Here is a 14,318-nt window from a genome sequence, read left to right on the forward strand (position 1 = left end):
TTTTCAGAGTTTTCCTAAAGAAATCCACGGAGTGACATTCATATGATGTTTCTTTTGCCACGATCAGAGGTTATGCATGCACGCCCCCGTTCAGAAGTTCATTGTTCGTCTCCCGGATGATCTTCACTCACAAGTCAAAAGCATCGCCAAAGAACAGAACCGCAGCATGAACCATGAAATCGTCAATCGCCTGGAAAAGTCCCTGGTCGACGACGAGTCCCGTGACCTGTCTGAAAAGATCGTGGCCCTGCTGCTGCAAAAGGTCGAGTCACTGGAACAGCAACTCGAATGCCTGCAACCCAAAAACCAGGAGGCTGACCTGTAGTACGGTCCCCCCTCTGCCGGCCCCTGCCGCATCGCCTCCCACACCTGAGCCATTGCTCCCCGACAACCTCGCCTCCTCCTTCGTCTTTACCGCTGCGCCACAGCTTGTATGATGGCGCCTGGCAAAAAACACCCACGCCCGCCCACTGCCATCTACAGGCCTGACCCCCTCAGGACTACCCTGCGGTTCCCCGACGCACGTGCAGGTTGCCCATCGCCAGCCCCAGGAGCCCGACCCAGGTTTTTGCCAACCGGCAGGGTCGCCCTCAAGGAATGTTCATGAACCGGATTTACCCGTCCTCCCGCCTGCAAGCCTGCAGCACCGCCTTGACCTTCAATCGCCTGAGCCTTGGCCTGCTGCTGGCCAGCAGCGCATCCGCGGCCAATGCCGCAAGCACCGAATTGCCCACCCAGACCGTGACCGGCGAAGGGCAGTCCGGCTACCAGGCACAGACGGCCTCGGTGGGCAGCTTCGAAGAAGCGCCGCTGCTCGATACCCCGGCCTCCATCAGCGTGTTCAACGAAGCGTTGATCAAGGACCAGCAGGCACGGCTGCTCAGCGAGGTGCTGCGCAATGATGCCTCGGTGGGCCAGAGTTATGCGCCGGTGGGCTACTACGAAAACTTCATGCTGCGCGGCTTCTCGCTAAATGCCGCCAACAGCTACCGGATCAATGGCCGGAGCATTGCCGGGGAGCAGAACGTCGGCCTGGAAAACAAGGAACGGGTGGAAGTGCTCAAGGGCCTGTCCGGCCTGGAGAGCGGCATCAGCGAACCGGGTGGGCTGATCAACTACGTGACCAAGCGCCCGACCGATGTGCGCTCGGTCACCCTGTCCACTGACGACCGTGGCAGCGGTTATGTCGCCACCGATGTCGGTGGCTGGTTCGGCAGCGAACAGCAGTTCGGCCTGCGGGCCAACCTGGCCCATGAAGACCTGCATTCCTATGTGGAACACACCAATGGCCAGCGCGACTTTGCCTCGCTGGCCTTTGACTGGAACATCAGCCCTGATGCGTTGCTGCAACTGGACGTGGAATATCAGACCAAGGAGCAGCGCTCGGCCCCGGGTTATCAACTGCTTGGCGGCAGCGCCCTGCCCCATCACGCCTCGCCGAAAAAGCTGCTGGGGCACCAGAGTGGTACCAAGCCGGTGAGCAGTGAGGCGCTGAACATCAGTGGCAACTTCGAGTACCGCTTCAACGATGACTGGAAAGGCAATCTCAGTGCATCACGTAGCCGGGTGGTGATTGATGATTACAGCTCGTTTGCGTGGGGCTGTTATGGCTGTGGTGGGCCCGCTCCGGAGAACGCCTTCGGACCCGATGGAACCTATGACATCTATGACTTCCGCAGCCCTGACGATACCCGGCGCAATGACGACGTTCAGGCAGTGCTCAATGGTCGTTTCCAGACCGGCCGCCTCGGGCATGAACTGAGCGTCGGAACCAGCGCGTTTCGGCGGGTGGTGGACAAGCGCGAGTCGATCAATGAATGGATCGGCAACGGTAATATCAACAGCGAGCCGGCGACTGTTGCCCGCTACGCTGGCCCACTCAAAGATTCCCATCGACGCCTCGACAGTCGCCAGTACGGCCTGTTCCTCAATGACCGGATCAGCTTCAACGAACAGTGGCAGACCGTGCTCGGCGGGCGCGAAGTGCGTCTCGATGAAGAGAGCTTCGACCAGGACGGCAATAGCGCCCGGCATACCCAGCGCTATGTGTTCCTGCCTCAAGCGGCGCTGATCTATAAACCCATGGCCAATCTGTCGCTGTATACCCGTTACAGCAAGGGCCTGTCCCTGGGAGGCGAAGCGCCGTGGTTTGCCACCAACAAGGGTGCAATTCTCGAACCGAGTGTTTCGCGACAGATCGAGGCCGGCATCAAATACGACTGGCAACGCATGAGCTTCACCACCGCGCTGTTCCAGATGCGCCAGGCCAACCAGTACTCGCGCCCCAATGCCGATGGCAAGTTCACCTACATCCAGCAAGGCCAGCAGAAAAACACCGGCCTGGAACTCTCGGCCAATGGCTGGGCCACCGAACGCCTGCAGATTGCCGCCAGCGTCGCCGCGATCCGCGCGCGGGTCAGCGGCACCGACACCCCGTCCTACGAAGGTCACCAGGCCCTCAACGTGCCCAAGCTGCGCGCCAGCCTGCAGGGCGACTACGCCCTGCCCGGGTTCGACGGCCTGGCGCTGCTGGGTGGCGTGCAATACAGCGCCCGCAAATACGCGGACCGCGTGGGTAATGTCGAGACCGGCGCCTATGCGGTGTTCAACATTGGTAGCCGCTACAGCACCCGTATCGACGGCTACGACACGGTGTTGCGCCTGACCGTGGACAACCTGTTCGACAAGCGCTACTGGCGCGATGTCGGCGAGTACCTGGGGGACGATTATCTGTTCCAGGGCCCGCCGTTGACGGCGCGGTTGAGTGCGTCGATCAACTTCTGATGCCCGCTAGCGGTCCTGGACTTCAAGCAGTCGGGCTACCAGGCCGATTGCTTGATCGCATACTTGGGCGCTTTGGCGGCCATTGAGCAAGTCTTGGTGACACGCCAGCAACATGAATGCACCAAGGGCACAGCCTCGCGGCGTTGATCCCTGGCATTCGGGGTGACGCACGCCTTACTGCAAGGCAACGCAGCACAACGCCCACGGTCTTCATTGCGCTGCCCCCGGGCAACTTGCAGTTGCTCAGGCGGCTACGCAACGGCTCCCCCTCTGCCAGCACCTGCTACATATCCACCCGATGCTTCGGACAACCCGACGCCGCAAGCGCCGAGTGCTTACGTCAAGAGGGCTGTCGATCAATGTCACGCCGAAGAACCACGGCGGTGGTGATGTCTTCAACGGTTTCGTGACTCGCGACCAAATCTCTCACTCGATTCAGATCGTCAATAGTCCGGGCTTCGACCTCAATCACCAGATCAAGCTGGCCACTTACCGAGGAGACACGTCGTACCTGCGAGTTTTGCGCCAGCAGGTCTAGCAGGCTCACTGCCGGTGTGCGCTTGAGGCTCACCAGAAGGATGGCGCGAATCACGTTGGCATCGATTTCGCCGATATCCGCTCGGTAGCCTCTGATCACGCCATTGCGTTCAAGGTTGATCACTCGCTCGCTGGTAGCACTTCTGGAAAGGCCGATTCGCGCCGCCAATGTCTTCAGTGCAACCCGCGCCTCTTTAGACAGAATTTCGAGTATTTCGCGATCTTTCACGTCCAAGTCGCGCATCAGACCCCCTCAAGTTTGCTACTGAAATTATGCCGGTCGATTCCGACAATATGCCGGCTAACGCCGACCGTATACCTACTGTCATCCAGGATTTCGCATGCCAAGCTATCTGAAAAATCGCCTGGAAAATAATAACTATGACAAATCTTTCCCATCCTGTGCCCCAGTTCTCGACAGGGGATGCCGAAAAGCTCGGTGAGCAGCTTTTCAACGTAATCGGCACGGCCACGCCACTGGATGGCGAGCGCGACCGTAACTACCGGTTGAAGACCGGCACCGATGCGGAGTGGATTCTGAAAGTCGTCAATTCGACTGAGCCGCGGGTTGAAAGCGAGTTTCAAGCGGCGATTCTCAGCCACCTGGCGAGTAACAATCCCGAACTTGCCGTGCCCTTTCTGAAGAAAAGCCTTGCAGGTGATTTCCTCGCCTCGGCGCTAGCGCCCTCCGGTGAAACCCATGCGGTGCGCTTGGTCGGCTGGCTGCATGGCACACCGCTGGCCGAGGTCGATCGCACGTTCGAATTGATGCGCAGCCTTGGCCAAGCGTTCGGTGACATTGATCGGGCACTCCAGGGTTTCATGCACCCGGGAGCGGTACGTGACCTGGACTGGGATTTGCGGCATGCCGCGCGCTCGCGCTCACGCCTGCACTTCGTCAAAGACCCTGGCAAAAGAGCAATCCTGCAGCGTTTCATGGATGGCTTCGAAAAAAACGTGCAGCCGAAACTTTCCCGTCTGCGTGCACAGATCATTCACAACGACGGCAATGACTGGAACATCCTCGTCGACTCCCAGGATCATCGGAAAGTCTCAGGCATCATTGATTTTGGCGATGCCGTGCATACGATCCTGATTGCCGAAGTCGCCATCACCTGCGCCTATTCCATTCTCGACATGGAAGATCCGATTGGCGCCGCCGCCGCTCTGGCTGCCGGTTTCCATGAAAAATATCCTCTGCAGCCGGAGGAGCTTGATGTGCTGTTCAACCTGATTGCGATGCGCCTGGTCACCAGCGTCACGTTGTCTGCATCGCGCTATGCACAGACCGAAGACAATCCCTACCTGGCCATCAGTGAAGCGCCGGCCTGGCGCCTGCTGGAGAAGATGGACCGCATGAACCCGCGACTGGCGACGGCGATCCTGCGCAAAGCCTGCGGTTTTGACGCGATCGAAGGCGCCGGAGCAGTCCGGCGCTGGGTGGCCGAGCACCACCGGTCCTTTGCGCAGATCGTGCGTCCTTCTGCGGCGACCATGAGCAAGATGATCGCGCCGTTCGGCGATGCCTCCCATGTAATGACCATCGCTTCAGCCGAGCAGCGCCCAGTGCAAGCGAGCAAATGGTGGAATGAGTTTGCAGCTGAGCACAACGTAAAGCTCGGCATCGGGCCATGGGGCGAGGCAAGAACCATCTACACCGACAGCGCATTCGAATCGCGATTCATCGAAGGACAGCGCCGGGTTCTTCACGTCGGCGTTGACTTGATCATGCCCGCTGGAACGCCGCTTTATACCCCGGTTGCCGGTGTAGTGCGCAGTGTCGAAGTCGAGCGCGAGCCACTGGGTTATGGCGGTTTGATCATGCTTGAGCATGCGCCTGAAGGTTGCCCGCCATTCCTGACCTTGTGGGGTCACATGGCTCACGAAGCACTGGCACGCCTCAAGCCCGGCGACCGCCTGGAGGCTGGCGCGCTGGTGGGCTACATGGGGACGGATAAAGAAAACGGCGGATGGATCCCGCATCTGCATTTGCAGATGTCGACTGACACCGAGTTGAAGGCGAACGAGTTCATCGGCGTAGGTGAAGTGGCCTATTTTCAGGTCTGGGCCGACTTGTTCCCCGACGCATCAGCCCTCGCCGGCATTCCTCCAGAAACCTACAGCCAGGAGGGGCGCACCAAAGCAGAGATCGTGGCGAAGCGTAAAGAGCTGTTGCTGCCAAACCTGTCGATTTCCTACTCGGACCCGATCAAATTCGTTCGCGGTGACGGGGTCTGGCTGATCGACAACTTTGGTAGGGCCTACCTGGACTGCTTCAATAACGTGTGCCACCTCGGCCACTGCCATCCCGATGTGGTGGAGGCGCTTTCGCGGCAAGCAGCACGCCTGAATACCAACACCCGTTACCTCCACGACAATATTGTCGAATATGCCGAACGGCTCACCGCTACGTTGCCGGAAGGTTTGGCGGTAGCGTCCTTCGGCTGCTCAGGCAGTGAAGCCAATAGCCTGATGCTGCGCATGGCGCGCAACCACACGGGGCGTAACGACGCCATCGTGCTGGATTGGGCTTACCACGGCACCACCCAGGAACTGATTGACCTCAGCCCTTACAAATACAAGCGCAAGGCCGGTAAAGGGCGTGCAGAACACGTGTTTGAGGCGGTCGTCCCGGATGCTTACCGTGCGCCTGAAGACTGGTCGTTCGAGGAGCTTGGCAAGCGTTATGCCGAAAGCGTGGCGGAGCAGATCGAGAGCATGCGCAAGCAAGGCAGGTCTCCAGCTTTGTTTTTGGCGGAGTCCATTCCCAGTGTCGCCGGGCAACTGTTCTTCCCCCAAAACTACTTGAAAGAAGTCTATGCCATGGTGCGTGCAGAGGGCGGTCTGTGCCTGGCGGACGAAGTCCAGGTCGGCTTTGGCCGTGTCGGTAGCCACTGGTGGGCGTTTGAAACCCAGGGGGTGGTTCCCGATGCAGTGTCCATGGGCAAACCCATTGGCAATGGCCATCCCCTGTCAGCGGTGGTGACCAGCCGTGAGCTCGCAGACAGCTTCAACAACGGCATGGAGTACTTCAATACCTTTGCCGGCAGCCCGGTTTCATGCGCTGTCGGGTTGTCCGTACTGGATGTGATCGAGCGCGACAACCTGAAACTCAACGCCCTGACCGTGGGTAACTATCTGCTCGACGGTTTGCGCAAGCTGCAGCAGCGCTACGATGCAATCGGTGATGTGCGTGGGCTCGGTCTGTTCCTTGGGATCGAACTGGTTACTGATCGCCAAACGAAAATCCCAGCCACAGGCTTGGCCAAGAAAGTCGCCGACGGTGCCAGGGAGCGAGGCATTTTGATCGGCACTGAAGGCCCCCATGACAATGTTCTAAAAATGCGCCCTTCGATGATTTTCAGTAAAACCAATGCTGACTTCTTGCTTGAGGTCCTGGACGAAAGCTTCAAGGCCGCACTCCAGTAAATCATCGATATGGTGGCGTGCGACAAGAGACTGGAGACTGGAGACTCACGATCTGGTCAACCTTGTCGCACGTTATCTGCAATTCAAAACCGCACGCCCGACAGTGTTTTGCAGCGAGCCTCAAAGCCTACCTGACAGAGTGCCGGCCAACTCCGGCAATCTGTCAGGCAGGCTGTCACATTGCCTGGTGCTTTCCAAAAGCGCCTATGCAAGACTTTTCGTGACGGCTGGGTGCATAGCCCAAAAACCAAATAATAATATTTCTAAGGTGCTATCGAATGCTCACTAAAAAGCTCAAGGGCCTGGTTGTTGCCTGCGCCGTAACGGCTGCGACGCTACTCTCCACCACCGCTGTTCACGCCGATGAATTGAAGTCGATCCAGGAATCCAAAGAGATCCGTATCGCAATGAGTGGCCAATACGCACCCTTCAGCTTTGCCAACGCACAGAACCAGATTGTCGGCTTCGACGCGTCCATCAGCGAGGCCATTGCGCAGCAGATGGGGGTCAAAGTGACGATCATCACCACGCCATTCGACGGGATCATCGCCGGCCTGCTGGCGAAAAAATACGACGCCATTATCGCGTCCATGTCCATTACCCCGGAACGCCAGAAGGCCGTGGACTTCGTCGGTCCCTATTACCATGCCGGCCGTACGATCGTGGTGAAGGACAGTTCTTCGATCAAAAGCTTTGATGATCTGAAGGATGTGACGGTCGGGGTGACGCTCGGGGACATCCACGACAAATGGGCCCGGGCCCGTGGCAACCTGAAGGTCAGAAGCTACAAAGGCCTTCCCGAAATGCTGGTGGACTTGGACGCCGGGCGCATCGATGCACTGGTGATGGACAGTGTGCCCGTGATGGTCGCCGTCAAGGAAACAGGACAGCAGGTACGCCTGATCAGTACCCCTGAAGACCAGGGGGGAGCTGAAGGCCTGGGCATTGCCCTGCGCAAAAATAACCCCGAGCTCAAGGCGGCGATACAGAAGGCGCTGGAAGACATCCTCGCCAATGGCACCTACGAAAAGATCTCGATGAAGTGGATTGGCCGCGATATCCGCTAATTCACCTTGAGTCTGGCCCGACTCAACCTCGGGCCAGACGACCTGACTTTTCCGAGGGTCCCCATGGATCTGACATTGATACAGCGCATATTCCCATTTTTCCTGGAAGCGGCCTGGATTACGCTGCAGATCTCTGCATTGGCACTGCTACTGGGCTTCCTGGTCGCGATCGTGCTGGTTGCCGGACGGTTGTCCACCGTCTTCATCTTTCGATGCCTGGCAAGGCTCTACATAAGCGTCTTTCGTGGCACACCCTGCCTGGTTCAGCTGTTCATCATCTACTTCGGCGGACCACAGATCGGACTGGAGCTGGAGCCGTTTGCTGCCGGGGTCATTGGCTTGGGTCTCAACATCGCGGCCTACATGGCGGAATCCATTCGTGGCGCAATCAGCAACGTTGACCCGGGCCAGGAAGAGGCGGCGCGTTCAATTGGCTTCGGCCGCCGACAAACCTTGTGGCTGATCACCCTGCCACAAGCGGCAAAGTTGATGATAAGACCACTGGGAGTTAACGCTGTCGCGCTGATCAAGGGTTCTGCCTTGGTGTCGACAATCTCTGTTGTTGAGCTCTCCTACACGGCACAGCGCTTTATCAGTTCAACCTACAAGCCTTTTGAAATCTTCACAGTATCGGCCCTGCTTTACATTGTGATGGTCTACTCGGTCAGGTTCATTATTGACTATCTCGATAACCGCTTCGCGGCAAGGTGAGAGCATTCACATGCAAAGCCTGGACTTTAGTATCGTCACCCCCTATTACGAGCTGCTCATGACCGGTCTTTGGTGGACGATCGTGATGTTCTTAAGCTCCAGCGTATTGAGTTTGATTGCCGGTGTAGCCTTTACCCTTATCGTTCTTTACGCACCCAAGGTTCTGGCCTTGCCCGTGCGCTTTCTGACCTGGTTGCTCATGGGGACTCCCCTGCTGCTTCAGCTGTACCTGATTTATTACGGGCTGGTGCAAGTCGGGATTGATATTCCCGCACTGGCGGCGGGCATCATCGGCCTTAGCCTGCACTTCGCCGTCTACAACGCCGACGTCATTCGGGCAGGCGTGATGTCGGTAGACCCTGGCCAGATTGAAGGCGCGCGGTCTATCGGCCTCAGCCGTGGACAGACCCAGCGCTACATCGTCGTGCCACAAGCGCTTCGCCGCACCATTGCGCCGCTTGGCAACAACCTGATTGTGCTGTTGAAGGACACCTCCCTGGTTTCCATCATTGGTATTGCCGAGTTGGTGTACAGCGCACAACTTGCAGTGAGCGATACCTATAGCCCCTTTGAGTTTTATCTGACTGTTGCGGTTATTTACTATGCAGCCAATCTTGTTCTCGAAGCCGGCCTGCACCTTCTTGAAAAAAAGGTAGAGATGTCACGATGATCAGCGAAAAGTTCATGGTTGAGGTAAAGGGCGCCCGCAAGGCTTACGGAGCCCTTGAAGTACTCAAGGGCATCGATCTCTCGGTCTCTCGCGGACAAATCATTGCCATCATCGGCCCCAGCGGATCTGGCAAAAGCACACTTCTGCGATCAATTAATCAGCTGGAAGTGCTTAACGATGGTGAGGTCTGGCTGGACGGTGACCAAGTCAATCGGCCATTGAAAGGGCGCGCGTTTGAACAGCATATAAATGCCGTGCGCCAGCAGATGGGCATGGTGTTCCAGCACTTCAATCTGTTCCCGCACTTGACCGTGTACGAAAACATTGCACTTGGCCCGATAAAACTAAAGGGGCTGACGAAAAAAGCGGCTCGTGAGTTGGCGATGGAGTATTTGTTGAAAGTGGGCCTGGACAACAAAGTCGATGAGTATCCCTCTCGCCTGTCCGGCGGACAGAAGCAACGCGTTGCTATCGCCAGGGCACTGGCGATGCAGCCGAAAGTCATGCTGTTCGATGAAGCCACATCAGCACTTGACCCAGAGCTGGTCGAAGAGGTCAACCTGGTCATGAAACAACTGGCGGCAGAGCACATGACCATGTTGATCGTCACTCACGAAATGCGCTTTGCTGGCGAAGTTGCCGACCGGATTGTCTTTATGGATGGCGGGGTTGTCGTGGAGGAAGGGCCGCCGCGGGAGATTCTGCAAAACCCGGTTCAGGAACGAACCCGCTCGTTCTTGAAAAAACATTTGCACGATCGATAAGGTGCGCTTCCCGAGCGCCTTGTCTGCACCCTGTGGGCAACCTTCGATTACTCACAGGGTGCATCTACTGATCAAGATTGGCGCCGCGTAATCGGGTAAATACGCCAACTGCCCCGCCCGCCTTCTTCAGCACCATCGTGGTGGGCTGGCTGCCCCAGGTAACGAAAACACCCAAGCCGCGATGCACTTCATGGCCGCCATCCTGCTGATCGGCGGCGCATCCGGCCTGATGCTCAATCACGTACGCAAGACAGCACGACTACAAACTGCCTGACGCCGCCCTCCCTGTAGGAGCCGGCTTGCCGGCGAAGGCGCCCTCAAGCCCGCCCTCGCCGGCACAAAATATCGAAACCATCTACGCCACCCCGCCACCCCCAAGAGCAACACCATCGCGGACCACTTGAATCAGTCCAGCCACCAGTTCAACAGCGTCTCGTCCTCATCGTCATCGAGGTTTTTATAAACGTTCGCGTAATACCACTGGATCCCAGTCTTTTCGCGAAAGCCATCGAAAAACCTATTGATGTTCTCCATCCCGTTTTTTGCAGGGACCGCCAACGCTAGCGTCCCCCCGCACACCCCATCCAGAGTCCCATTCAACTCACCAATGACATCGCTTTCGAGTGCCGTAATCACTGCTGGATCAATGTAATCGGCATAGATCTGAATGCAGAAATTCCCGCCCCGCTTCAGCACTTGCGCCGGAGCATCGGGATTGCGGATGGAAACGACATCGCCCCGCGCCAGGTTTTGCGCCAGCCCCGGTGAGGACAGCAACTCGTAAATATCCTCATCGATCTGCCGCGCCAGCAGCTCCTCGCGAACGGCGCCATCGTCATCGGCCATATACACCTGAATCAGCACAGGGGATTGCCTGTCATCCATACGAGGCTCCACAACTTCCAGGTTCAACACCAGACTCATCCAATCCACTAGCCGCCACGTCGCACAAGGGCGCCAATCAACGGGCCTCAAGGCAACGGCGCAAAGCTCCCACCGCCCTCATTCCAGCGAAACCCCGGGAACTTGCAGTCCTTGAAAGCAATCCGCAGTTGCTCCCCTTCACCCTGCAACTGCAAGGTATCCACCCCCTGATTCGGACAGCCCGGTGCCGCGATCGCCAGGCTCACCAGCAACTTGCCGGTGGCCTTGTCCATCACCTCCACCGTCGTGATCCGCCGATCACTGCCCTGCATCGGCACCTGGAAATACCAGCGTTTGGTGGAAGCGCTCTGCAACAGCCTGGTGACCGGCTGCGGCCACGAGCGATCCGAATCCACCAGGCCCACCAGCTTCAGCGCAATCGGCAAAGTCTTGCCCGTGCGATAACTGGTCCAGGTGCCGCGCACCTGCTCCTGCTGGCGGTAGTTCATCAAGTCATTGAACTGCAAACGCGCCACCGGCAAACCCTGCTCGTCCAGCTCATCCATGGCCAGCACCTTGTTGCTGAAGTTGAAGGTCGGCTTGAGACGAATCGGCGTGCGATAGCGCTGATAGGCATAGGTACCCTGGTACACCGCGTTCTGGCTGCCCAGGGTCAAGACAATCGCCTGCTTGCCCAGCGTCCCCTCATACACCCCATGAGACGCCTGCGCAGGCAGCAGCCACAGCGCCAATACCAGTACCGCCAGCCCCCGAGCAAAATCAAACCCGCGCATCAGAAACGCTCCTCGCCCGACGACAGAAACTGCAACCGATCAGGGCTGATGACCCGGTAATAATCCCAACGCCGAGTGCGCTGATCGAAATTGATAAAGTCCTGCTTGCTGAACTCCACCTGGCCACTGGGGGAAAAGCGCAACGTACCGTCCACCGCGAACTGCTCCAACTGCGCATGACGCAGATACTTCCGGCCTTCACGGTTGTACAGATAATACTGAGTGGGCGAGCACCACAGCCGTCCATCCTCCTCGGCCACGCGATAGCTCTGGGCCTGGAAATCGATCCGCGCCTCATCCTGAAAATGCCCGAAGGTCAGGGTCTTGGTCCCCACCGAAGATAGGCACCACTGGCCACTGATCTCCTGCACTCGCCGGCCGGTAACCCGGCTCATCACCCGAATACTGTCCACCTGCCCGACCTCCTCCCCGGCCTTGCGCGCGGCATGCACACTGAAATAGAAATCCCGATCGAACACCGGCTGCAACAACTCCCCGTCAAACGCCTCCCGCTGACTGCCACCAAAGCGCGTCACCCGCTGCAACTGCAACGGCTGCTGCGTGCCCGTGCGCAAATCCACCAGACTGCCCTGCAGCGCCTCCGCGCCCTCGGCGAACGGCTGCAACGACACCGCTGCCGCAGGCAGGGTCGGGTTGTCCATGATGTTGATCAACAGCCCAGAGCCGGGATGGAAGGGGGTGGACTCCAAGGCCATTGGCAGGCGCTCGGAGTCGGAGAACCAGTAGCCGGACATGCCGCCGTATTGGGAGTCGTAGGTTAGGGCCAGTTCAACCGGGGTTTCGCCGAGGGTACCGCGGTAGGTGGTGGTGGGGTTGGCTTGGGCGGTTGAGGTGATTAGCCCAAGGCCGAGCAAGAGCACTGGGGCCAGGCGGAACAGGAGGTGTTGCAGGTGACGCTGTTTGCCAGCCCTTGTTTGCGTACTGCTGCCAATGGACTGGGTCATGCCTGCGCTCCTTGCGGTGGGGAAAAGGGGCGCAGGATAGCAAAATCGATAGAAGCTCAGATGGATTTGCCGAGGCCTGGCCCGAATCTGAAATGGTCCAACAGGCTGTTGGACAATTGCCGTGGGGCCATAATCTGCTGCTGATCACCAAGCTGAAGGCCAATACAGCTAGTGTCAGGCACAGCGCATATGAATTCCCTGGAGAGTTCAGTCGGTCCTTACTCGCAATAGAGACCGTTCCTACAGAAGCGCCATTGTCCCAGACCTGCCCTGCCCCTATAGTTTTCTCGTTCGCTGATTTCGATCAGCGACCGGGTTTCGCAGCCCAACAGAAAAGTCGAACTACACCGCCAATGCCAACTCAGGCACACTTCGCCTGCGTTTCGTTTTATGGCGGCTGTACGTGGGAGACCTCCGGGTCTGCCGGGTTTGTTCTTTTCCTCGGTCTGCGAACCCGCGTACAGCTGCCACCCCGTTGATTCGCAGCAACAGGTGGCAACTTTTCTATTCTTGAAAAGGACGATGCCATGAATGCTCAAGACTTATCCGAACGATTTATTCCCATGACCCCAATCGCCAGCGATGGGCCGGTACTGTTTGTTGACAGCCAGGCGCCGTTGGTGGACTTGCATGCGTGTGCCAGTGAGCGGTTGGTGACTGCGCTGGATTATCTGAATTTGATGGCCTGCACTACGCTGCGAGATGCGAGCAATAAGGACATGGGCACGGTGACCAATACCGCCAGGTTATTGCTGCAGGATGTGCGGGATGTGTTGGGGGTGATTGAGACAAGGGCGTTTAGCGAGTGATTTAGACTCCAAGGAAGCCGGCCACAAGCCGGCTTTTTAATTCCAAAAAAACCCGTATTCACTAGGCATAGCCGTCTTTTTCCTATTCTTAACCCAAAACTTGATCCACAAGTTTTTGGAATACCAACGAGCGGGAAGCTTGGAATTGCCCACTACGTCAAACCCGCTTCTTTACCTCCCGTCCCTTACCAAGCTCATGCCCTTGCCCCGCCGATAGTTGAAAGATTTTGTCGTGATCCTATAACTCAAGTACTACCTCTTATTTGCTAGGCACTGTACGAAAAGTAATGTCGTAGACACCGCCGCCAACAAGCCAGCGTGACCATCCTAACAACGCTGGGCTACCTGAAAACCTCACTCCTGTGCGAGGCCTGGACGCTTGGCAGGCGCCTCCTCGGTTAGATCTGGCGGTAAGTGGCGATCCTAATCTGAAAAGACGAACGTACTCAAGGCGCTGCTTGGTGAAGAAGTGCAGGCTATGCAAGTGGCGGGGAGGTGATGGGCATCCCCATATCCTGAGCATGCCTTACCCTTCCACTTTAGACGTTGAATCGTGCCGCTGAATCGAGTTCGTCAATGTCGCCTTCTTCAATTTTTAGATCTAGCATCTGGATAACGAGGTCAGCCATGTCGTCTTTAAAATTACGTTCCCCGTCATGGTTAAGAATTCGACCTATCGCTCCAGCGATCACATCTGACAATTGGATCAGAGCACTATTTTTTGATGAGGCTGTCTGCAATGAGGTCAATTGCAGTTTATCCTCATACCGTTTTTTGAAGGTTTCCCCTACACGGTCTGAATCGCCCCGGATTCTCTAGACACCTTGCAAGCTCATTGCGTAACGCTTTTCAAACTCTACCGGTGACAGGTGCTTGTTGAAACCATGGCGGCGTTTTACGTTGTAGAACATCTCGATGTAATCG

The 14,318-nt window shown here is 57.4% G+C and carries 14 protein-coding genes; 8 read left to right on the top strand and 6 right to left on the bottom strand.

The genetic code is table 11. From position 1 onward, the window contains the following. Positions 1-76 precede the first annotated feature (76 nt). Positions 77-325 carry an Arc family DNA-binding protein gene (locus tag GV818_RS29025; RefSeq protein ID WP_161778198.1) on the top strand — a complete coding sequence of 83 codons (249 nt, stop codon included), beginning with the start codon at positions 77-79 and terminating at the stop codon, positions 323-325. 278 nt (positions 326-603) lie between these two features. Continuing rightward, entirely contained in the window at positions 604-2,784 is a 2,181-nt protein-coding gene (locus tag GV818_RS29030) for a TonB-dependent siderophore receptor (protein WP_161778199.1), read from the top strand. Positions 2,785-3,124: 340 nt separating this feature from the next. Here the strand turns inward: GV818_RS29030 and GV818_RS29035 are convergent, their stop codons facing one another. Further along, the gene (locus GV818_RS29035; protein ID WP_161757503.1) at positions 3,125-3,565 is read right to left on the bottom strand and encodes an Lrp/AsnC family transcriptional regulator; all 441 of its coding nucleotides are present in this window, start codon (positions 3,563-3,565) and stop codon (positions 3,125-3,127) included. Positions 3,566-3,702: 137 nt separating this feature from the next. Between GV818_RS29035 and GV818_RS29040 the strand changes: the two genes are divergently transcribed. From GV818_RS29040 to GV818_RS29060, 5 genes are all read left to right on the top strand, one after another. Next, positions 3,703-6,750: an aminotransferase class III-fold pyridoxal phosphate-dependent enzyme gene (locus tag GV818_RS29040; protein WP_161778200.1), complete on the top strand. Its 3,048-nt coding sequence runs from the start codon at positions 3,703-3,705 to the stop codon at positions 6,748-6,750. Positions 6,751-7,028: 278 nt separating this feature from the next. Continuing rightward, entirely contained in the window at positions 7,029-7,817 is a 789-nt protein-coding gene (locus tag GV818_RS29045; RefSeq protein WP_161757501.1) for an ABC transporter substrate-binding protein, read from the top strand. A 63-nt stretch (positions 7,818-7,880) separates the two neighbouring features. Then, complete coding sequence (locus tag GV818_RS29050; RefSeq protein WP_161757500.1) at positions 7,881-8,528, top strand: amino acid ABC transporter permease; 648 nt, start codon at positions 7,881-7,883, stop codon at positions 8,526-8,528. 10 nt (positions 8,529-8,538) lie between these two features. After that, positions 8,539-9,198, top strand: a complete 660-nt coding sequence (locus tag GV818_RS29055; RefSeq protein WP_161757499.1) for an amino acid ABC transporter permease — start codon at positions 8,539-8,541, stop codon at positions 9,196-9,198. Next, a complete protein-coding gene (locus GV818_RS29060) occupies positions 9,195-9,962 on the top strand; it encodes an amino acid ABC transporter ATP-binding protein (RefSeq protein ID WP_161757498.1) in 768 nt (255 codons plus the stop codon). Before GV818_RS29055 ends, GV818_RS29060 begins: the two co-directional genes overlap by 4 nt. Positions 9,963-10,367: 405 nt before the next feature. Here GV818_RS29060 and GV818_RS29065 read toward each other — a convergent pair whose 3' ends face one another. The 3 genes from GV818_RS29065 to GV818_RS29075 all read right to left on the bottom strand — a co-directional run bounded on the left by GV818_RS29065 (position 10,368) and on the right by GV818_RS29075 (position 12,585). Further along, positions 10,368-10,847 (bottom strand): DUF4265 domain-containing protein, encoded by a 480-nt coding sequence (locus GV818_RS29065; RefSeq protein ID WP_161778201.1) that lies wholly within the window; start codon positions 10,845-10,847, stop codon positions 10,368-10,370. 86 nt (positions 10,848-10,933) lie between these two features. Beyond that, positions 10,934-11,620: a hypothetical protein gene (locus GV818_RS29070; RefSeq protein ID WP_161778202.1), complete on the bottom strand. Its 687-nt coding sequence runs from the start codon at positions 11,618-11,620 to the stop codon at positions 10,934-10,936. Then, positions 11,620-12,585, bottom strand: coding sequence for a hypothetical protein (locus GV818_RS29075; protein WP_161778203.1), 966 nt, complete (start codon positions 12,583-12,585; stop codon positions 11,620-11,622). The genes GV818_RS29070 and GV818_RS29075 overlap by 1 nt, the downstream gene beginning before the upstream one ends. A 527-nt stretch (positions 12,586-13,112) precedes the next feature. On the opposite strand from GV818_RS29075, the gene GV818_RS29085 reads away from it, so the two are divergent. After that, on the top strand, positions 13,113-13,394 hold the full coding sequence (locus GV818_RS29085) for a fructose-bisphosphate aldolase (protein ID WP_161778204.1): 282 nt from the start codon (positions 13,113-13,115) through the stop codon (positions 13,392-13,394). A gap of 539 nt (positions 13,395-13,933) precedes the next feature. Here GV818_RS29085 and GV818_RS29090 read toward each other — a convergent pair. Then, the gene (locus GV818_RS29090) at positions 13,934-14,206 is read right to left on the bottom strand and encodes a DUF3800 domain-containing protein (RefSeq protein WP_372242132.1); all 273 of its coding nucleotides are present in this window, start codon (positions 14,204-14,206) and stop codon (positions 13,934-13,936) included. 3 nt (positions 14,207-14,209) lie between these two features. Beyond that, the coding region (locus tag GV818_RS29095) for an IS3 family transposase (RefSeq protein WP_161778143.1) at positions 14,210-14,318 on the bottom strand (109 nt) is incomplete at its 5' end.

The sequence above is a fragment of the Pseudomonas sp. Fl4BN1 genome (assembly GCF_009908285.1).
Taxonomy (GTDB): domain Bacteria; phylum Pseudomonadota; class Gammaproteobacteria; order Pseudomonadales; family Pseudomonadaceae; genus Aquipseudomonas.

Excerpts from the sequence above, each read along its gene's own strand:
- GV818_RS29060 (WP_161757498.1), top strand. The coding sequence starts at position 9,195 with ATGATCAGCGAAAAGTTCATGGTTGAGGTAAAGGGCGCCCGCAAGGCT.
- GV818_RS29045 (WP_161757501.1), top strand. The coding sequence starts at position 7,029 with ATGCTCACTAAAAAGCTCAAGGGCCTGGTTGTTGCCTGCGCCGTAACG.
- GV818_RS29050 (WP_161757500.1), top strand. The coding sequence starts at position 7,881 with ATGGATCTGACATTGATACAGCGCATATTCCCATTTTTCCTGGAAGCG.
- GV818_RS29070 (WP_161778202.1), bottom strand. The coding sequence starts at position 11,620 with ATGCGCGGGTTTGATTTTGCTCGGGGGCTGGCGGTACTGGTATTGGCG.
- GV818_RS29030 (WP_161778199.1), top strand. The coding sequence starts at position 604 with ATGAACCGGATTTACCCGTCCTCCCGCCTGCAAGCCTGCAGCACCGCC.
- GV818_RS29055 (WP_161757499.1), top strand. The coding sequence starts at position 8,539 with ATGCAAAGCCTGGACTTTAGTATCGTCACCCCCTATTACGAGCTGCTC.
- GV818_RS29035 (WP_161757503.1), bottom strand. The coding sequence starts at position 3,565 with ATGCGCGACTTGGACGTGAAAGATCGCGAAATACTCGAAATTCTGTCT.
- GV818_RS29075 (WP_161778203.1), bottom strand. The coding sequence starts at position 12,585 with ATGACCCAGTCCATTGGCAGCAGTACGCAAACAAGGGCTGGCAAACAG.
- GV818_RS29065 (WP_161778201.1), bottom strand. The coding sequence starts at position 10,847 with ATGGATGACAGGCAATCCCCTGTGCTGATTCAGGTGTATATGGCCGAT.
- GV818_RS29025 (WP_161778198.1), top strand. The coding sequence starts at position 77 with ATGCACGCCCCCGTTCAGAAGTTCATTGTTCGTCTCCCGGATGATCTT.
- GV818_RS29040 (WP_161778200.1), top strand. The coding sequence starts at position 3,703 with ATGACAAATCTTTCCCATCCTGTGCCCCAGTTCTCGACAGGGGATGCC.
- GV818_RS29085 (WP_161778204.1), top strand. The coding sequence starts at position 13,113 with ATGAATGCTCAAGACTTATCCGAACGATTTATTCCCATGACCCCAATC.